General features: G+C 60.5%; 14 protein-coding genes. All 14 read right to left on the bottom strand.

Annotated features, from left to right (window positions below):
• Positions 1 to 247: 247 nt before the first annotated feature.
• The 14 genes from PSJE_RS05215 to PSJE_RS05150 all read right to left on the bottom strand — a co-directional run bounded on the left by PSJE_RS05215 (position 248) and on the right by PSJE_RS05150 (position 18,340).
• Positions 248 to 3,841 carry a glycosyltransferase gene (locus PSJE_RS05215; protein ID WP_090453797.1) on the bottom strand — a complete coding sequence of 1,198 codons (3,594 nt, stop codon included), beginning with the start codon at positions 3,839 to 3,841 and terminating at the stop codon, positions 248 to 250.
• A 116-nt stretch (positions 3,842 to 3,957) separates the two neighbouring features.
• Positions 3,958 to 5,529, bottom strand: coding sequence for a flagellar hook-associated protein 3 (locus PSJE_RS05210; protein WP_090453795.1), 1,572 nt, complete (start codon positions 5,527 to 5,529; stop codon positions 3,958 to 3,960).
• Between the two features lie 13 nt (positions 5,530 to 5,542).
• Entirely contained in the window at positions 5,543 to 7,588 is a 2,046-nt protein-coding gene (flgK, locus tag PSJE_RS05205; RefSeq protein WP_090453793.1) for a flagellar hook-associated protein FlgK, read from the bottom strand.
• Between the two features lie 23 nt (positions 7,589 to 7,611).
• Complete coding sequence (gene flgJ / locus PSJE_RS05200) at positions 7,612 to 8,898, bottom strand: flagellar assembly peptidoglycan hydrolase FlgJ (RefSeq protein WP_090453791.1); 1,287 nt, start codon at positions 8,896 to 8,898, stop codon at positions 7,612 to 7,614.
• Positions 8,899 to 8,909: 11 nt separating this feature from the next.
• Entirely contained in the window at positions 8,910 to 9,998 is a 1,089-nt protein-coding gene (locus PSJE_RS05195; RefSeq protein ID WP_057715914.1) for a flagellar basal body P-ring protein FlgI, read from the bottom strand.
• A 27-nt stretch (positions 9,999 to 10,025) separates the two neighbouring features.
• Positions 10,026 to 10,721 carry a flagellar basal body L-ring protein FlgH gene (gene flgH, locus PSJE_RS05190; protein ID WP_057715915.1) on the bottom strand — a complete coding sequence of 232 codons (696 nt, stop codon included), beginning with the start codon at positions 10,719 to 10,721 and terminating at the stop codon, positions 10,026 to 10,028.
• 52 nt (positions 10,722 to 10,773) lie between these two features.
• Positions 10,774 to 11,559: a flagellar basal-body rod protein FlgG gene (gene flgG, locus PSJE_RS05185; RefSeq protein ID WP_057715916.1), complete on the bottom strand. Its 786-nt coding sequence runs from the start codon at positions 11,557 to 11,559 to the stop codon at positions 10,774 to 10,776.
• Between the two features lie 45 nt (positions 11,560 to 11,604).
• Positions 11,605 to 12,345, bottom strand: a complete 741-nt coding sequence (locus tag PSJE_RS05180; protein WP_090453789.1) for a flagellar basal body rod protein FlgF — start codon at positions 12,343 to 12,345, stop codon at positions 11,605 to 11,607.
• A 202-nt stretch (positions 12,346 to 12,547) separates the two neighbouring features.
• Positions 12,548 to 13,144: a cytochrome c3 family protein gene (locus PSJE_RS05175; RefSeq protein ID WP_085723386.1), complete on the bottom strand. Its 597-nt coding sequence runs from the start codon at positions 13,142 to 13,144 to the stop codon at positions 12,548 to 12,550.
• Between the two features lie 9 nt (positions 13,145 to 13,153).
• Positions 13,154 to 13,615 (bottom strand): nitrate reductase cytochrome c-type subunit, encoded by a 462-nt coding sequence (locus PSJE_RS05170; protein ID WP_371319448.1) that lies wholly within the window; start codon positions 13,613 to 13,615, stop codon positions 13,154 to 13,156.
• A 41-nt stretch (positions 13,616 to 13,656) separates the two neighbouring features.
• A complete protein-coding gene (gene napA / locus PSJE_RS05165; protein ID WP_090453787.1) occupies positions 13,657 to 16,161 on the bottom strand; it encodes a nitrate reductase catalytic subunit NapA in 2,505 nt (834 codons plus the stop codon).
• Positions 16,152 to 16,418 carry a chaperone NapD gene (locus PSJE_RS05160; RefSeq protein WP_057715921.1) on the bottom strand — a complete coding sequence of 89 codons (267 nt, stop codon included), beginning with the start codon at positions 16,416 to 16,418 and terminating at the stop codon, positions 16,152 to 16,154. Before PSJE_RS05160 ends, napA begins: the two co-directional genes overlap by 10 nt.
• Before the next feature lie 37 nt (positions 16,419 to 16,455).
• Complete coding sequence (locus PSJE_RS05155) at positions 16,456 to 16,623, bottom strand: periplasmic nitrate reductase, NapE protein (RefSeq protein WP_173677902.1); 168 nt, start codon at positions 16,621 to 16,623, stop codon at positions 16,456 to 16,458.
• A 157-nt stretch (positions 16,624 to 16,780) separates the two neighbouring features.
• Positions 16,781 to 18,340, bottom strand: a complete 1,560-nt coding sequence (locus PSJE_RS05150) for a sigma-54-dependent transcriptional regulator (RefSeq protein WP_057715922.1) — start codon at positions 18,338 to 18,340, stop codon at positions 16,781 to 16,783.
• Between the last annotated feature and the right edge of the window lie 237 nt (positions 18,341 to 18,577).

Raw genomic sequence — 18,577 nt, 5'->3', positions numbered from 1 at the left:
AAGCTGTATCAAGCTTTTGCGGGGCCATCTGGGTTAAACCTGCCGCCGTTCAGGACACGTCCGGACTCCCCGGAAGTGCTCGTTTTATGGCGATATAAGGGGGACTTGCAGGAAACGCGCCAGCTCTTTCAATCCGCTACCGGGCAATGCCTGGCGGGCATCTTCAACGCTGATTGGAAAACCTGGCGGCAAAAAAAAGGCAGGCGACTCAACGTCGCCTGCCTGGACGGGATGGATGCGCGAACGGTCAGTCCGCCAGCCAGCCATTTTCCCAGTAGCGCAAATTGTCGCCGCGCAGCACGTAGTCACGCAGCACGATCTCGCGCAACTCATCGCCCATGCGATAGCTGGCGTCCGGATCGGCCAGGTGCATGCGGATCGCCTGCAGCCATTCATCCGTGGAGTTGGTCTTGATCCGGGTGCACGGCAAGTAGCCGCGATAGGCTTCGGTGTCGGTGCAGATCACCGGGTAACCGCACGCGCCATACTCCAGCAGCCGCAGGTTGCTCTTGCAGTCGTTGAAGATGTGGAACTCCAACGGCGCCAATGCCAGATCCAGGTTCAGGCTGGCCAGCTTGGCCGGGTACACATCCAGCCCGATCACCCCATGAAACTCATGCATGTACGGGCGCAAATCGTCCGGGCACATGCCGAAGAAGACCCAGTCGACTTCATTGGCCAATTCGCGGACCACATCGGCGATGACCGCCAGGTCACCGTGGTGGCTGGTGCCGCCACCCCAGCCGACCCGAGGCTTTTTCGAAGTGCGGCGCTGACTGCGCAGATCGGCCCACAAGTGCGACGCCAACATGTTGGGTACCACGCGGATGTCGTGATGCATGTCCGACAGTGCGTTACCCAGCGGTTCGGTGGAGACCACCACGCGATCGCACATGCCGATGGCGCGCCGGACCAGCGACTCCATTTCATCCTTGCCCGGCATATTGCGAATATGCGCATTACGGTGCGGGACGTTGATCACAAAGTCATCCAGCTCATAGATACGTCGCGCGCTGGAATATTTTTGCAGGCTCGGGATTTCGTTGATCGGACCTTCGGAATAGCGCCCCTGCAAGATGATCACGTCAGGCGAATGGCGCTCGACTTCGATGATGGTCGGCAGGTTGTAATGAATGCGCCCATGCGCCCTGCCGGCGGCCTCCAGTTCGATCAGCGGTTGCGTGACCCGATAATGGCCAATGGCGGATGCGTTGACCGGCAACGCGAGAATCTTCGGTAATTGCGCCTTGGAAAACGGACTCCAACCGGATCGCAAGCCGGGCTCGAGACTGAAGCTTGCCCCGCCCAACCCCTGCAACGCCAGGTTGGTGTTGTAGGCCGGATCACGGGCCACGATCGGCAGCCAGCGCTTATAGAAAACCTCCTGTTCCTGTTCGCTCCGGGCCTGGTCACCCTCTTGCGCAACCACCGCCGGCTGCGCGCCCAAGGCCAGTTGCGCGTGGGGCGTCCACACCACCAGATAACCTTCCTGGCCGACCCGCAGGCACAGGTCCACCTCGTTGAGGGAGTGCGCCAGGCCCTGCTCATCCAGGCCGCCGACCGCATCGAAGACCGCCTTGCGCACCATCAGGCAGTCGCCGCCGACGGCACTGAAATTGTGGGCGACCTGCAAGCGGTACATGTAGCCTGCCGCGTGCAGCATCTCGCCATGGAACGGCACGCCGGCGGGCCCTTGAAGCCCGAGAATCAGGCCGGCATGCAGCACGCGGCCATCGGGGTTGAACAGCTTGGCCCCCACCACACCGACTTCCGGACGTTGTGCATGATTGAGCAGTTCACCCAGCCATTGCGCCTGGGTGATCACCGTGTAGGGGTTGAGCATCAGGACATACTCGCCAGCGGCCTGCTGCACGGCGAAGTTGCGCACCGCCGCTGCATTGCCCTGCAACTCGTAACGCAACACCCGGACCCGGTCGCTGCCCAGTTGCGCCATGCCGGCGAACCAGTCAAGCGCCTCGGCGCTCTCGCTGCCATTGTCCACCAACAGCAACTCGTATTCACCGTACGCGGTTTTCTCCAGCAGGCTCTCGACACAGCGTTGCAACGCCAGGGTCTGGTCCTTGCTGACGATAACGATCGACACCAGCGGCCGATCTTCATGGTGATAGTCGACCCGATTGAGCAGTGCCGAACTGCCCTGGCGAATGCCGTGGGCGACACCCAGGCGCTGCAAGTGCGCCTCGAGTAACCGCGGATTGGTGTCCACCACTTGCGGCAGCGACAGCCATTTGGTCAGGTCGAACGCCGACTCCAGCAGAACCTCCGAAACGTGTCCGACCACCTGCGTACCGCCGCTCTCGACCATTCGCCACAACACATCGTGTGGCGCCAATTCGCCGTACACCGAATCGAAACCGCCCAGCGCCAGGAACTGCTCGCGCTCGAATGCCAGCGCTCGCCCCACGTAGGGATAACTGCGCATCAGGTCCAGGTTGAAGTCCGGCTTGAATGCAGGCTCGGCCGACTCCCCCTGATGCAACCCACCTTCGTCGCTGTACAGACAGGTAAGCGCGCGCGACAGCGCAATGCGTTCAGCCATGACCAGCAAGGCCGGCGCCACCAGCCGATCACCGGCACGCAGCAGATAGAACCAGCCAGTGCCTTCCAGTTGCGGTAACAAGGCGTTGATCTGCTGCTGCCAGTCGTCCTGCAACGGCAAACGGAACACACGCTCGTCCAGCACGGCTTCTGTGCACGATGCCGACAGCACCAGCGTCAGCTCAGGGGCGTAATCCTGATCCGCCAGCGATTGCAGGGTGAGCTCCAACGCCGAACGGCTGCCGTGCTCATCGATGATGATCGGAACGATTTTGGGCTTTGTTGGCCACGCCTCCAACGTGTCCGCCAGCAGCTCGCGCTGACCGTCGGAGAGACGGCGGCACGCCAGCCACTGGGCATACAGTTGCGCGAAACTGACACTGGCGATGCCGACATGCCAGTCCTGGGTGGTCTGCTTGGTGCCCAGGGTCCGGCTCAGCGGCAACTCCTCCCAAACCCGCGGCGACTCGTCCACCCGGGTCAATGGCAGATAGCGCACCCAGCCCTGGGCCGGCGCTGATTCGCCGCTACGTGCCTTGAGCATCTGCGACAGCCACTGCCGCTCGATTTCGGCTGCGTCCCTCATCGACTGTTGGCCGCTCAATCGTTCGGGGTACAGGCGTTCGACGCCGAGCACGTGATTGGACACCGCCAGGTTGCCGCGCCGCATCAGGCAGACATACAAGGCGAAGTCGAGGGTCGCGACGAAGCAATGGCCTGGCTGAGTCAGTACCGGGAACAGTTCGAGCACGTCAGCCCGACGGAACATCGCGTTGCTGAAACCACCGAGGATGTTGACCGGGAAGTTTTCGAAGATCGCCAGCAGGTCCTCCCCCTTGAACACCCCGCCCACCGGGGACAGCGGGGTATTTTCCAGGCGCGAAGGCAGAGGCATGTCGTCGGCATCCCAAAGCAGTCGCTGGGCGACGACCAGATTGACGTCGGCACAATCGATGAGCATCTGCGCCTGACGCTCGATGCAGGCCGAGAACAACTGGTCGTCATCACAAAGAAACTTGATGTACTCGCCCCGCGCCTGCTCCAGGCAAGCCTGCAGGTTACCCACCAGCCCCAGGGTTCGCGGGTTACGCACATAACGTACGCTCGCCCCCTCCTCAACCAGCGAAGCCACGATGTCTTCGATTTCCTGGCCGCGACTGTCATCGCAAACGATGATCTCCAGATTGCCGTAGCTCTGGCTCACAGCCGTGTGCAAGGCACGACCGAAAAAGCGCGGATTGAAGGCGGGAATGACCAGGCTGACAAGCGGGAGTGAATTCACGGCGGGCTCACAGGCGGCGCGAGCCCGCCCTGAAAAGCGAGCCCTTTGTTACCGCAAAAAAAGACGATAAATACTGAAGGGACAAGGCCATCGGGCGCCTGCGCGCCCGACCACCGTCAGATCTTGTTGAACAGGCCCAACTGGGAAATCTTGCTGAACGCCAGCTGCGCAGCCTGCAACATGGTTTGCTGCAAGGTCAGGCGAGTCATGACTTCGGCCGGGTCCGAATCGCGAATTGACTTCTGGCTCTCGCTGTTCGCAAGGGTCAGGCTCTCGTTGGTCGCGGTCTGGTTATCCAGCGCCTGGCCGCGAGCACCGATCGTGGTGATGGCCGAACCGATCTGGTTGGCCGCACTGTCGATGTTGCCCATTCCCGACTCCATGGCCCCCAGAAACTTCTGCTTGGCCACTGCGTCGCCGTCGACTGGCGTGTTCAGCGCGGTGATCATCTGGCCCAGGGTGTCGAGCACGTTCTGGGTCTGATGGTTGTTGTTCTGGATCACGAACTGGTCGCCGGACGCTGGAGTGCCTCCGCCCAGGGCAAAGGTCACGCCCGCCGCAGTGGCGTTGCCGCCCGAAACCGTGCCCGACGAGACCGGCTTGCTGTCAGCGGTGATCGGGGCTGCATACAGGTCGAAATTGGTGGTGCTGGTGAACTTGAGGATCGCCCCGCCCGCCGGGAAGGCGTTGGTGTAAGCCGTCGGGTCGGTCACGCTGGAACCGGTGATGACCGCGGTCGACGGGTTACCGGCGCTGCGCGAGGTGTTGAAGGTATCCGACGTGGAAGACAGATTGAAACTGTGGCCGGCGATCACCGCATCCGGGTTGGTATCACCGGATTTGAGGTTGATGTTCAGCTTGAGGTCGACGCCACGGAAACTGACCGTCTGGTTGGCGCCGTTGGCATTGCTGATCAGACCGTTCTGGCTGGCTTCGGCGGTCACGTCGTTGCCCAGCGAGTCGGTGATCTTCAACTGGGTGCTGCTGAGGAAACTGACGGTGTAGGGCTGGCCGCCAGTGAACTTCGCGTTGTAGGTGGAGCTGGTGCCAACCGTACCGTTGGACAGCACCACGCGACCGTCATCCACCACCGGAGCAGTCATGGTGGTCTGGGTGCGACTGGTATTGATGGTCTGCTGGAACGCATCCCAGCCAGTGGTGTTGGTCCCGACCGTCATGCCATCGCCAATGCCAAGGTCGATGGTGGTCTGGTCACCGTTGTAGCTGTAGGTGCCGTCGGCGTTCTGCGAGTAAGGCGCGGTGTCGGTTTTCGAACCGGAGAACAGGTAGTTGCCGCTCGCGTCCTTGGAGTTCATCAGGCCCAGCACTTGTTGCTGGATCTGGCCCAGTTCCGACGCATAAGCCTTGCGGTCCGCGTCGGTGGCAATGCCGTTGCTGGCAGCGAGGGCCAGTTCCTTGACGCGCTGCAAAGCGGTACCGATGGAACTGAGCGTGGTTTCCTGCAGGCTCAACGCATTCTTGGTGCTGCCGATGTTGGTTTTGTACTGCTCAAGCATCGCGCTCTGCTGGCCCAGTTGCAGCAAACGACCGGCGCCGATCGGATCATCGGCGGCAGTATTGATGCGGGTCAGGCTGCTGGCTTCGTTGCTGGTCGCGATGGCCTTGTTGAAGTTGCGCTGGTAGTTGGCAGCGGTGATTTCGTAATACTGGGCGGTGGAAATGCGCATGAATTACGACTCCTTAAAGGCTATTGATCAGCGTGGTGAAAATTTCCTGCGCAGCCTTGATGATCTGCGAAGACGCGGTGTAGTACTGCTGGTACTTGACCAGGTTGCCGGTTTCCTCATCCAGGTCGACCCCGGAGTTCGAATCCCGCGCCCCCTTGGCATTGGCCAGGATTGCCGTGGTGGCGTCGCTGTCGGACTTGCCCTGGGCAGCCTTGGCGCCGACGTTGGTCACCAGCTTGTTGTAGGCATCGGTCAGGCTGATGCCCTTGCTCGCGGTGCCGGTGTCTACGGTCTGCTTGGTTTGCAAACCCACCAGCGCTTGAGCATTGCGGTTGTCCGAAGACGCCGCGCCGGTCAGGTTGATGGTGAAGCTTTCGCCGCTCGCTGGCGTGGCGCCGACCGTGGTCTGCACAGTGAAGGTCTTCTGCACGGCTGGCGTGACGCTGTTGTCCATCACCGGCGCACCGCTGGCATCGACCATGCCCACTTTCAGGTTCAGGGTGTTGCTCTGGCCGGGAACGATGGTGCCGGTGCCGATCGAGTTGCCCTTGGCATCGACCATGTTGTAGGTCTGGCTACCGCCGCTGGCCGCCCCGAACACCAGTTTGACCGGCGTCGAGTTCTTGAGCGCGGTCTGCATTTCCGCCTGGGCCGCCGGGTTGTAGATATCTATGGTGCTGGTCAGCGTCGGCTGGGTGTAGGTGCCGGTGTTGTTGGCGCTGGTCACACCGGTCAAGGGTGCGGCCGCGGCGATTTTTTTCGGGTCGCTGAGCACGGTCTGGATACCGGCCGCCGCGCCACGGGTCGGTGTCACCTTGAACGAGTCGCCGGCGCTCAACGCACCGCCGTTGAGGTTCAGGCTGAAGCCATCGATCACCGGAGCCGGCGTCGTCGTGGTGCTGAACGAGCCCATGTCGGTGCCGTCCGAGCGCTTGACGCTGTAGTTGGTCGCGCTGGTGAACGTCACCTGATAGTCGCTGGCGGTCAGCTTGCCGGTATCCTTGATGGTGACATCCAGGTTGCCGGAGCCGGCACTGTTGCCCGCTGCCGCAATGCTGCGCTGACTGATCAGGGCGGCACTGTTGATGTTGTTGAAGATCGCCGCGCCGAAGTCACCGTTCTTGTCGATGCCTTGCGCCTGCTGGCTGTTGATCTGGTCGGCCACCACCAGCGCCACGCGCCCCAGCTCATTGAGCGAAGGGTCGAGCACTTCCTTGCGGTAAGTCAGCAGACCACCGATTTCACCACCGCTGATCACCGAGGTCACGTCGATGGTGCTGGAGCCACGGTTCAGCTGCAGCGCCATGCGCGACGGATCGTTCTGGCTCGGCACGGTTTGCAGTGAATTGGTGGTGTTGCCGACCACCAGGGGCTGGCCGCTGCCGATGTAGATGTCGTAGCTGCTGCCACGCTCGACCACTTGGGTACCGACCAGCTCGGACAGTTGCCGCACGGCTTCGTTGCGTGAGTCCAGCAGGTCGTTTGGCTGATTGGTGCCGGTGGAGAGCTCGGAAATCTTCTGGTTGAGCGTGGCAATAGTGGTAGACAGCTTGTTCACCTGATCCGCCATGTCGCCCAGGCTGCCGTTCAGGTTGGTGTTCTGGTCGTTCAACTGCTTGGCAATCGAATTGAAGCGGGCGGACAGGGCCTGGGCACCGGTCAGCACCGACTGGCGGGACGTGTCGTCGGTGGCCGAGGTCGAAACGCCCTGCATCGAGGTGAAGAACTTTTGCAGCACGCCGGTCAGCCCGGTGTTGGTATCGGAAAGCGTGGCGTCCAGCGGAGTGGCCTGAGCGTTGTACGACGCCGCTTCGCTGTTGAGCGAGGTGGCGGTACGCAACTGCGAATCGAGGTAGGCGTTGTACACGCGACGCACATCGGCCAGCGTTGTGCCGGTGCCGATGAACACATTGCCGTACTGAATCGAGCCTTTGGTGCTCTGCACAGATTGCTGGCGCGAGTACCCGGCGGTGTCGACGTTGGCAATGTTGTTGCCGGTCGTCACCAACGAGTTATGGCCAGCACTCAGCCCCGACATCCCGATATTGAGCAAACTCATGGTTCAGACCTTATACCTTGTGCCTATAAAGGCGTAGTTGAAACGCCCGCCGCAGCGTAGTTCTGGTAACTCGTCATCTGCTTGGCTATCTGCGAAATCTTGCTCGCGTAGTTCGGATCGGTTGCGTAACCGGCCTTCTGCAACTCGCGTACAAACTGTTCTGGGTTATCGGCCGACTTCACGACATCTTGATAGCGATTGTTGGTCTGCAGCAAAGTTACAAGGTCGTGGAAACTGTCCTCGTAGGAGTCGTAGGAGCGGAACTGCGCCGTCTCCTTGACCATCTGCCCGTTCCTGAATTCGCTGGTGATCGCCCGCGCCGAATTGCCCTGCCAACTATTGCCGGCCTTGATGCCGAACAGGTTGTGGCTGCTGCTGCCGTCCTGAGCACGCATGACCGACTTGCCCCAGCCGGTTTCCAGGGCCGCCTGCGCCACCAGGTAACGCGGATCGACACCAATGCGGGCCGCCGCTTCCTTGGCCATCGGCAACATGGTGTTGACGAACTGGTCGGCGGAACCGAAGGCTTTCTTCGCCGGCGCCAGCGGAATCTGCGCCATGGCGCGACCGTAGATCTGCATGCCGCCACTGGAGGTTTGCTGCGCGCTGGCCAGCCAGTCGCCGTTATACAAAGGACCGGTGCCAGTGCTTGTCGCGCGCTCAGGCAACGGTGTCTTGTTGATCGTCGTGGCTGCGGCCGTCGCCGAAGGCACCAACCCGGCCAACAGACGATCAGCCAGCTTCGGCGGCAACGCCAGGCGTCGCTGATTGATCAGAGCCATGTCATTGCGATGACCACCCTCGCCCGCCTCTTGCGGCGCATGGACCGATCGCGAAGCCCACAATGGACGCTGGCCATTGACCCGCGACAGCGGCCCATTGACCGCAACCGTGCCCGCCGCCACCGGCGTTTGCACGGCGGCCTTGGCAGCCTCTTGCCTGGCCAGCGATGCAGCAGCGGCCTCGCCCGGCGCCAATGGCTTGTTCTTCGACATCTGGCGCATCAGCACGTCCGCCAGGCCGATACCACCGCCCTCGCGGGACATGGAAACGGCCAGTTGCTGGTCGTACATTTCCTGGTACTGCTTGGCCGCCGGCGTGTTCATCGGATTGTCCTGCCCCAGCGCTTCGGTTGCCGAGCGCATGGACTTGAGCATCTCACCGAGGAACAGCGATTCGAACTCCTGCGCCACCTTGCGCATGTTGCCGTCGCTGTTCTTGTCGCCGACCTTGAGCTGATTCAGACGATTGAGGTCCGAATAGGAGCCCGAATCGCTGCTGCTGACCAGACCGCTCTTGCGCATATCCACGATGGCCGTCCTCAGATCACGATCAGATCGGCTTGCAGGGCGCCGGCCTGCTTCAGCGCTTCGAGGATGGCCATCAAGTCACCCGGTGCCGCGCCGACCTGGTTCACCGCCCGCACGATCTCGTCGAGGGTGGTACCAGGGCCGAACTTGAACATCGGCTTGGCTTCCTGCTGGGCGTTGACCTTCGAACGCGGCACCACCGCCGTCGTGCCATTGGACAGAGGGCCGGGCTGGCTGACGATCGGGTCTTCGGTAATGGTCACGGTCAGGCTGCCGTGGGTCACGGCGGCCGGGGAAACCTTGACATTCTGGCCGATCACGATGGTGCCGGTACGGGAGTTGATGATGACTTTCGCGACTGCCTGGCCCGGATCGACTTCGAGGTTTTCCAGGATCGACAGGTAGTCGACGCGCTGGCTCGGATCGAGCGGCGCGGTGACGCGAATCGACCCGCCGTCGATGGCCTGGGCCACGCCAGGACCGAGCATGTTGTTGATCTTGTCGACGATGCGCTTGGCGGTGGTGAAGTCGGAACGGTTGAGGTTCAGCGTCAGGCTGTTGCCCTGGTTGAAACCGCTCGGCACCGCACGTTCCACCGACGCACCACCGGGGATGCGACCGGCCGACGGAACGTTGACGGTGATCTTCGAGCCGTCTCGCCCTTCCGCGTCGAAACCGCCGACCACCAGGTTGCCCTGGGCCACCGCATAGACGTTGCCATCGATACCCTTGAGTGGCGTCAGCAGCAAGGTGCCGCCACGCAGGCTCTTGGAGTTACCGATGGACGAAACGGTGATATCGACCTGCTGACCCGGCTTGGCGAACGCCGGCAAATCGGCACTGATCGACACCGCCGCGACGTTCTTCAACTGCACGTTGCCCGAACCCGGCGGCACCTTGATGCCGAACTGCGAGAGCATGTTGTTGAAGGTCTGCAGGGTGAACGGGGTCTGCGTCGTCTGGTCGCCGGTGCCGTTTAGCCCGACCACCAGGCCGTAGCCGATCAATTGGTTGGAACGCACGCCGGAAATGCTGGCGATGTCCTTCAGGCGCTCGGCTTGAACGTTGAACGCTGCGGACATCAGGAACGCAGCCATCATGAGACTTCTGAAATTCAACGTAGCCACCTAGAAAGGGAACAGCGGGCTGAGGAAGAAACGGTCGAACCAGCCTGGCTGACTCGCATCGGCAAACGAACCGGTGCCCGAGTAGGTGATGCGCGCATCGGCGACACGGGTCGACGGCACGGTGTTGTCGGTGGCGATGTCATCGGCGCGAACCAGGCCGGCAATCCGCACCAGCTCGTCGCCGGTGTTGAGGGTCATCCACTTCTCGCCGCGTACCGCGATAATGCCGTTGGGCAACACATCGGCGACGGTGACAGTGATCGAACCGGTCAAGGTGTTGCCCTGAGCCGCCTTGCTGTCCCCCTTGGTCGCGCGGTCACCTTCGTAGCTGGCACTCAGGCTCAGGTCGCCATCGCTGAACGGGTTGTTGGTGGTGGCGCTGCTGCCGAACAGCGAACTCAGGCCGATGTTGGCCTTGCTGTTCTTGCCAATTTGCGAGTTGGCGTTTTTGCTGGCCTGGGTCCTTTCGTTCAGGGTGATGGTGATGATGTCACCGACCCGGAACGCCTTGCGGTCGCTGTAGAGGTTCTGTTCGAAACCGGCCTGATAGATCGAGCCATTGTTCGCGGCCGCCGGCAACGGCGTGCGCGGCAACACCGGAGCGTAGTAAGGGTCATTGGGCTTGGGCGTCGCAGGCACGCAACCTGCGAGCGCGGTGATCCCACTCAGTGCCAGAACAGATACATAGCGATTCATGACCCTACCTCACGGTGTTGCAGGCGACCCAATGGCCGCCACATAGACTTGATTACAGATTCTGCGTTACGAACGAGAGCATCTGGTCGGCGGTGGAGATCACCTTGGAGTTCATCTCGTAGGCGCGCTGGGTGGTGATCATGTTGACCATCTCCTCAACGGTGCTGACGTTGGACGTTTCCAGGGTGTTCTGCAGCGTGGAGCCGAAACCGTTCAGGCCCGGAGTGCCGACTTGCGGCGCGCCACTGGCGGCGGTTTCCAGGAACAGGTTGTTGCCCACCGCCTGCAGGCCGGCCGGGTTGATGAAGTCGGCGGTTTGCAGGTTGCCGATCACCTGGGCTGCCGGGTTGCCGGCAACGGTGATGGACACGGTGCCGTCGCGGCCGACCGTGAAGGTCTGCGCGTCGTTCGGAATGACAATGGCCGGCTCCAGGGCAAAGCCGCTGGCGTTGACGATCTGGCCGTTGGAGTCCAGGTGGAACGTACCGTCACGGGTGTAGGACGTGGTGCCGTCCGGTTGCAGGATCTGGAAGAAACCACGGCCGTCGATGGCCATGTCCAGCGGCTGCTCGGTAGTTTGCAGGCTGCCGGCGGTGAAGTTTTTCTGGGTGCCAACGATGCGCACACCGGTACCCAGTTGCAGACCCGACGGCAGTTCGCTGTCCTGGGTCGACTGGGCGCCTGGCTGGCGCTTGATCTGGTAGAGCAGGTCCTGGAACTCGGCGCGGTCACGTTTGAAACCCGTGGTCGACACGTTGGCCAGGTTGTTGGAAATGGTGGTCAGGTTGGTGTCCTGGGCGGACAGACCTGTTTTGGCAACCCATAGAGCCGGAAGCATTCGATTCTCCTCGTGCGCCTGTTTTACGGCGCGACGTTCTGGTAATTAGCTGATCTGCAAGACCCGAGCCATGGCCTGGTCATCGTCTTTGGCGGTGTTCATCATCTTGATGTGCAGCTCGAACTGCTTGGCCAGGGCCAGAACGGAGGTCATCTCCTCCACGGCATTGACGTTGCTCGATTCGAGGAACCCGGACACCAGCTTGACGTTGGCATCGGCCTGCGCAGGCGCGCCGTCTTTGGTGTGGATCGAACCATCCAGGCCCTTGGTCATGTTCTTGAAGTCCGGGTTGACCAGCTTGATGCGGTCGACTTCCGCCATCACCCGGGGACCTTCGCCCATCGCGCGGATGCTGATGGTGCCGTCCTCGCCGACTTCGATCTGCTGCTCCGGCGGCACGGAAATCGGCCCGCCATTGCCCATGACCGGCATGCCGTTGCCGGCGCGCAGCACACCCAGGGCGTCAACGTTCAGGCTGCCGGTGCGCACGTAGCTTTCACCGCCATCGGGATTCTGTACGGCAATCCAGCCGTTGCCTTGCACGGCAACGTCGAGGTCGCGGCCGGTTTCCACCAGTGAGCCGGGGGAAAAATCCGTGGCCGGGCGTTCGGACATGGCAAACGCACGCGCCGGAAAGCTGTCACCGAACACCGGCATCGAACGGGCCTGCTCCAGGTCTTTCTGGAAGCCGTTGGTGGAGATGTTCGCGAGGTTGTTGGCATGAGCCTTTTGCGCCAGTGCATTCTGGCTGGCGCCGGTCATTGCCACATAAAGGTACTTGTCCACACTCTTTCCTCTGCCTGCCGGACGTTTGCCGCCCACTGCTGTGTTGCGCAGGCTGTAGCAATTTGCAGACCAACTTGCGCGCAGCGGCTCCAACCCCCTTTAAACAGGGGCTGAAGGCTAATCAGAAGGGAATCGAACGATGTATCGAAGACGAAAAACCGGCGCGGTTATGCCGCTTGGCGGCAACGCCTTGAAAAGCCGGCTACCAACCTTTCACGCCGCTCATGTCGGGCAATTTGTGGGCAATGCCTTTATGGCAATCGATACAGGTCGCCTGGCCGCTGGCCAATGAGGTGGAGTGCATGTTGGCGGCGCGTTTACCCTGGCGTGTGAAGTCCATGAACTCGAAGTTATGGCAGTTGCGACACTCCCGGGAATCGTTGGCCTTGAGCCGTGCCCACTCATGTTCGGCCAGCTCCCGGCGCATGCCCAGAAACTTGTCCCGGGTACTGATCGTGCCGAACAGCTTGCCCCAGACCTCCTTGGAAGCCTGCATCTTGCGGGCGATCTTGTGCGTCCACTCGTGGGGGACGTGACAGTCCGGGCACGTGGCGCGCACGCCCGAGCGGTTGGTGTAGTGAATGGTTTCCTGCAACTCGACAAAAACGTTGTCACGCATTTCATGGCAAGACGTGCAGAACTTCTCGGTGTTGGTCGCTTCCAGCGCGGTGTTGAACCCACCCCAGAAAATCACCCCGGCGATAAACCCGCCGAGGGTCAGGAAACCCAGGCTGTAATGCACACTGGGCCGACGCAGCACACCCCAATAATCCTTGAGCAAGGCAAGCAAAGATTTCATGGCCTTTCCTCAAGGTTTCGGCTGGTGGTTGATTTCGTCTTGCAAGACCTGGTCGATGTTCTTGAAGCTGTTGCTCACCAGTGGCTTCACATCCTTTTGCGGCACGTGACACTGGTTGCAGAAGTATCGGCGCGGCGACACCGCCGCCAATGCCTGGCCGTCGCGGTCCATGTAGTGAGTGATGCTGATCATCGGCGCCTGGGTACGCGCACTGTTGGCGCGACTGTGGCAGGTCAGGCACTTGTTGCTGTTCATGTCGATGGCATACCCGCGAATGCTGTGGGGTATGGTGGGCGGTTGATCGGGGTAATTGCGCTCACGCTTGAGGTCCTTGTTCTCGTCTTCGGCAATGGGCGGTGCCGGCAGCTCCTGGGTCAGGGTCCCGCCGACTCGCCGCCCATCCGGTGCCGGCGCATCCAGTGGGTAACCGGGTTCTGCCGCAAATGTCGCGGGCAGCCACATCAGCAGCATGACAAGCAAGGACAGCGAACGATAATTCATGAAAGCTCTCCTTATGCCGTCTTGATCAACTCAATCCTGATCGCGCATTTCTTGTAATCGGTCTGTTTGGAGATCGGGTCCGTCGCATCAAGCGTGACTTTGTTGATCAGCTTGTTGGCATCGAAAAACGGCACGAACACCAGGCCTTGGGGCGGCTTGTTGCGCCCCCGGGTTTCAATCCGTGCACGCATCTCGCCGCGCCGACTGATCAGTTTTACTTCGCTGCCACGCCGGGCATTCAAGGCCTTGGCATCGGCCGGGTGCATGTAGACCAGCGCATCGGGGACCGCTTTATAAAGTTCTTCGACACGCTGGGTCATAGTCCCGGTGTGCCAATGCTCAAGCACCCGACCGGTGCTCAACCAGAACGGGAAGTCCGCGTCCGGGGCTTCCGCTGGAGGCTCGTAAGGCAGCGCGAAGATGATTGCCTTCTTATCGGGGTAGCCGTAGAACTGCACGCCACTGCCCTTCTCGACATACGGGTCGTAACCTTCGCGGAAGCGCCAAAGCGTTTCCTTGCCTTCGACGACAGGCCAGCGCAACCCGCGCTCGGAGTGATAACGATCAAAGGGTGCCAAGTCATGACCATGTCCACGGCCGAACTGGGCATATTCTTCGAACAGGCCTTTTTGCAGGTAGAAACCGAAATCCCGGGCTTCGTCGTTCTGATAGCCCGCCGCCATTTGTTCAACAGGGAACTGATCGACCTGGCCATTCTTGAACAGCACCTCATACAGGGTCTTGCCCTTGTATTGCGGTGAGCCGTCCAACAGTTCCTGCGGCCAGACCTCGTCGGTTTTAAAGCGCTTGGAAAACTCGACCAATTGCCAAAGGTCCGACTTGGCGTCACCCGGCGCCGAGACCAGTTGATGCCAGAACTGCGTACGCCGCTCCGCGTTGCCGTAAGCGCCTTCTTTCTCGACCCACATCGCCGTCGGCAAAATCAGATCGGCCGCCTGTGCCGAGACGGTGGGATACACATCCGACACCACCACGAAGTTCTCGGGGTTGCGCCACCCCGGCAGCACTTCCTGCATGATGTTGGGCCCGGCCTGCATGTTGTTGCTGGCCATCGTCCAATACACATTGAGCACGCCGTCCTTGAGCATGCGACTCTGCTGCACGGCATGGAACCCGACCTTTTCCTTGATAGTGCCCGCCGGGAGCTTCCAGATTTTTTCCGCGGTGGCGCGGTGCGCCGGATTGGTGACCACCAGGTCGGCCGGCAAACGATGGGAGAACGTGCCCACTTCACGTGCCGTCCCGCAGGCCGAAGGCTGGCCCGTCAGGGAGAACGGACTGTTGCCCGGCTCGCTGATTTTCCCGGTCAGCAGGTGAATGTTGTAGATCAGGTTGTTGGCCCACACACCCCGGGTGTGCTGGTTGAAGCCCATGGTCCAGAACGAAACCACCTTGCGCTTGGGGTCGGCGTACAGTTCGGCCAATGCCTTGAGGCGCTCGGCCGGCACACCGGTTTCTTTCGCCGTGCGCTCAAGGGTGTAGGGTTTTACAAAAGCGGCGAATTGCTCGAAGTCGATGTCGGTCCAGGTGTTCGCCTTGTCGGCATTTTTGGCTTTCATCTCCAGCGGATTATCGGCACGCAAACCGTAGCCGATGTCATCCGTGCCTTTGGCGAACTTGGTGTGTTTGCTGACGAAGTCTTTGTTGACCGAACCGCTTTCAATGATGTGATTGGCGATGTAGTTGAGAATGAGCAGGTCAGTCTGCGGCTTGAACACCATCGGAATGTCGGCCAGTTCAAAACTGCGATGTTCGAAAGTAGAGAGCACGGCCACTTTCACATTCGGCTGGCTTAGACGGCGATCAGTGACCCGACTCCACAGAATCGGATGCATTTCCGCCATGTTCGAACCCCACAAGACGAATGCATCGGTGACTTCGATATCGTCATAACAGCCCATTGGCTCATCGATACCGAACGTGCGCATAAAGCCCATGACCGCCGAGGCCATGCAATGGCGTGCATTGGGATCGATGTTGTTCGAGCGAAACCCCGCCTTCATCAATTTGTTGGCCGCGTACCCTTCCCAGATCGTCCACTGTCCGGAACCGAACATGGCGATAGACTCCCCGCCCTTGTTCTTCAGCGCCTCCTTGTACTTCAACTCCATCACATCGAACGCCTGTTTCCAGGACACCGGGTGAAACTCGCCTTGTTTGTCATATTGCCCATTGGTCATGCGCAACAGTGGCTGAGTCAGCCGATCAACGCCGTACATGATCTTGGATAGAAAGTAGCCTTTGACGCAGTTCAACCCGCGATTGACCTCGGCTTTTACGTCGCCGTGGGTTGCAACAACCCTGTTGTCCTTGGTCGCCACCATGACGCTGCAACCGGTGCCGCAAAAACGACAGGGCGCCTTGTTCCAGTCCAGGGCGACCATGTCTTGTTCGGTAATCAGGTTGCTGGCAGAGGTAAAGACCGGGAGGCCCGCAGCCGCTGCCGCGATCCCGGCAGCCTGGGCTTTGACAAACTCTCGCCGCGTCATAGGCATGTGCTTTCTCCCGTTACATCGAGAATCTCGTGATAAACCAGGGCGGCATTGAGCACGCCTGGCAAGCGATTGATCTGATCGATTCGCTGAAGAATCTGGCTTTCGTGATCGGTTTCCAGCACAACCACCAGTTTGCCGGCAGGGCTTTCCTGATGAAGTTCAACACCCTTGAGCAAACGCAGGTTGGCTTTCACCGCCTCGAACAGGGCCGGACGGGCATGTACCACCAGACTGGCAATGTGCAGCGTCTTTCCCATGTCCCGTACTCCCCGCTGAAATAGAGATAGATGGCGATCAGTTGGGGGGGCCTGGCGGACCGAGGAGCATTTGCAGGAACCAGACAAAAAAACCGTAACCACCGACTATCGCCACCGATAACAGTGGAAACAGAACAATGATCAGGAAATAGAAGAGGCGAGTTTCTTTGCGAACTCGCTGGGTAGAGTCATCCATTGATGGCATGGTCAGCACTCCTGCCAAACTTTGAGAGGAGCCTAGATGGCTTCCTCTATAAGTTCCATGATTCAGATCAATAGCAGAAGCTTTAGCGCCTTAAATGCGAACTGACAGCACTGGATAAATATTGACACTCGAGAAGAGATTTTATTTGAGTGAGTTTTTAACGCTCCAGTTTGCCTATTTCATATTCACGCAACTTGTTGGCAATCGTTGTGTGGGAAACACCCAGTCGCTTGCCGAGCAATCGGCTGCTGGCATGTTCCGAATAAAGCCGTTCCAGCACCGCCTTCTCGAAACGCCCGACGATCTCGTCCAACCCACCCTCCAGCGAAAAATCGCCAAGGGGCTGACGCACGCCATAATCCGGCAGACGAATATGCTCGGCCTTGACCGTGCCGCCGTCGCATAGGGAAACCGCCTGGAATAGCACATTCTCCAGTTGCCGCACGTTACCCGGCCAATGGTAATGGCTGAGCCGCTCCATGGCCGCCGGCGCCAGCTTTGGCAACGAGCAGCCGATCTGCCGACTGGCCTGATCGAGGAAGTGCTCCACCAGCGGCGTCAAGCCGTCGAGGCATTCGCGCAACGGCGGGATGTGCAGCGACAACACATTCAAGCGGTGGTAGAGGTCCTGGCGGAACTCACCGCGAGCGCACAATTCGGACAGGTCGACCTGGGTCGCGCAGATCACTCGCACGTCGAGGTAGACCTCTTCATCACTGCCCACACGACGGAAGCAACCGTCCTGCAAAAAACGCAGCAATTTCACCTGCAAGCGCGGGCTCATTTCCCCGACGCCATCGAGAAACAGCGTGCCGCCCGCCGTCAGTTCCAGCAGCCCGAGCTTGCCTTCGGCCCGCGCCCCTTCAAAGGCACCCGGGCCGTAACCGAACAATTCCGTCTCGGCCATGGACTCCGGCAGACCGGCGCAATTGAGCGCCATCAACGGCGACTGCCCTCGAGGACTGGCCAAGTGGCAGGCCCGCGCCAGCAACTCTTTGCCGGTGCCGGTTTCCCCTTCTATCAACAGCGGTGCATCCAATGGCGCCATGCGCCGCGCTTCGCGCACCACGGCGGCCATGACTTTCGAGCTTTGGAAGATGCTGTCGAAGCCGCGCAATTCCTGCTTGCGCACGTTGTAGATGCGCTCGCCCACCCGGTCGGCGCGGTGCAATGTCAGCACCGCACCGGCCATGGCCTCGCTGTCGTCATGCTCCGATTGCAGCGGCGCGATGTCGGCCAGGAACACATCCCCCTTGACCTTGACCCGCAGCCCGTTGATCCGCGACTTGTTGGCGCGCACCAGTTCCGGCAAATCGAAATCCTCGGCATACCGCGACAGGGGAATCCCCGGCACCTCGTCGACGCGCACCCCGAGCAACTGCGCCGCCGCACGGTTGGCCGCGACAATGGAACCGCCCATGTCGATCGACAGCACCGGAAACTCCAGCGCACCGAGCAGTGCATTGAGTTCCATGTGCCGACGCTCGCTGGGCATCAGCCCTACACGCTTGACGCCAAAGACCCCGGCAATCGCTTCGAATTTCGGACGCAAGGCCTGGAACTGAATGTTGATCAGGTTTGGGCAATGCAGGTAGATGGCATTGCCATGCTCACCGCCCACCTCACCGCGGGCCACGTTGATCCCGTACTCCACCAACAGGTTGAGAATGTCGCGCAGGATGCCGATGCGGTTCTGGCAGTGGACTTTGATACGCATATAAAAGGCCCGAAAAAACGATGAATGGGGTGCGTAACCTGTAGGAGCGAGCCTGCTCGCGATGGAGTCGAGCGCAACGCGTTTATTCAGGATGAACGCGTTTTCGTTTACGTCCATCGCGAGCAGGCTCGCTCCTACGGGGATTATTTTTCTGCTGAGGTGCTCAGATAGTCGTCAAGATTATGTGACAGGTACGATGTTTTTCAAACCCGAAAAACTCAACATCTGCGCCACAGC

The sequence above is a fragment of the Pseudomonas jessenii genome, assembly GCF_002236115.1.
Classification (GTDB): domain Bacteria; phylum Pseudomonadota; class Gammaproteobacteria; order Pseudomonadales; family Pseudomonadaceae; genus Aquipseudomonas; species Aquipseudomonas jessenii.
This window is presented reverse-complemented; position numbering and strand designations above follow the sequence as displayed.

What these genes read in the sequence shown, in the direction of transcription:
- flgK (WP_090453793.1), bottom strand. Translation starts at nt 7,588, where the DNA reads ATGAGTTTGCTCAATATCGGGATGTCGGGGCTGAGTGCTGGCCATAAC.
- PSJE_RS05160 (WP_057715921.1), bottom strand. Translation starts at nt 16,418, where the DNA reads ATGGGAAAGACGCTGCACATTGCCAGTCTGGTGGTACATGCCCGTCCG.
- flgG (WP_057715916.1), bottom strand. Translation starts at nt 11,559, where the DNA reads ATGCTTCCGGCTCTATGGGTTGCCAAAACAGGTCTGTCCGCCCAGGAC.
- PSJE_RS05150 (WP_057715922.1), bottom strand. Translation starts at nt 18,340, where the DNA reads ATGCGTATCAAAGTCCACTGCCAGAACCGCATCGGCATCCTGCGCGAC.
- PSJE_RS05195 (WP_057715914.1), bottom strand. Translation starts at nt 9,998, where the DNA reads ATGATGGCTGCGTTCCTGATGTCCGCAGCGTTCAACGTTCAAGCCGAG.
- PSJE_RS05175 (WP_085723386.1), bottom strand. Translation starts at nt 13,144, where the DNA reads ATGAAATCTTTGCTTGCCTTGCTCAAGGATTATTGGGGTGTGCTGCGT.
- flgH (WP_057715915.1), bottom strand. Translation starts at nt 10,721, where the DNA reads ATGAATCGCTATGTATCTGTTCTGGCACTGAGTGGGATCACCGCGCTC.
- PSJE_RS05210 (WP_090453795.1), bottom strand. Translation starts at nt 5,529, where the DNA reads ATGCGCATTTCCACCGCCCAGTATTACGAAATCACCGCTGCCAACTAC.
- PSJE_RS05155 (WP_173677902.1), bottom strand. Translation starts at nt 16,623, where the DNA reads ATGCCATCAATGGATGACTCTACCCAGCGAGTTCGCAAAGAAACTCGC.
- PSJE_RS05170 (WP_371319448.1), bottom strand. Translation starts at nt 13,615, where the DNA reads ATGCTGCTGATGTGGCTGCCCGCGACATTTGCGGCAGAACCCGGTTAC.
- napA (WP_090453787.1), bottom strand. Translation starts at nt 16,161, where the DNA reads ATGCCTATGACGCGGCGAGAGTTTGTCAAAGCCCAGGCTGCCGGGATC.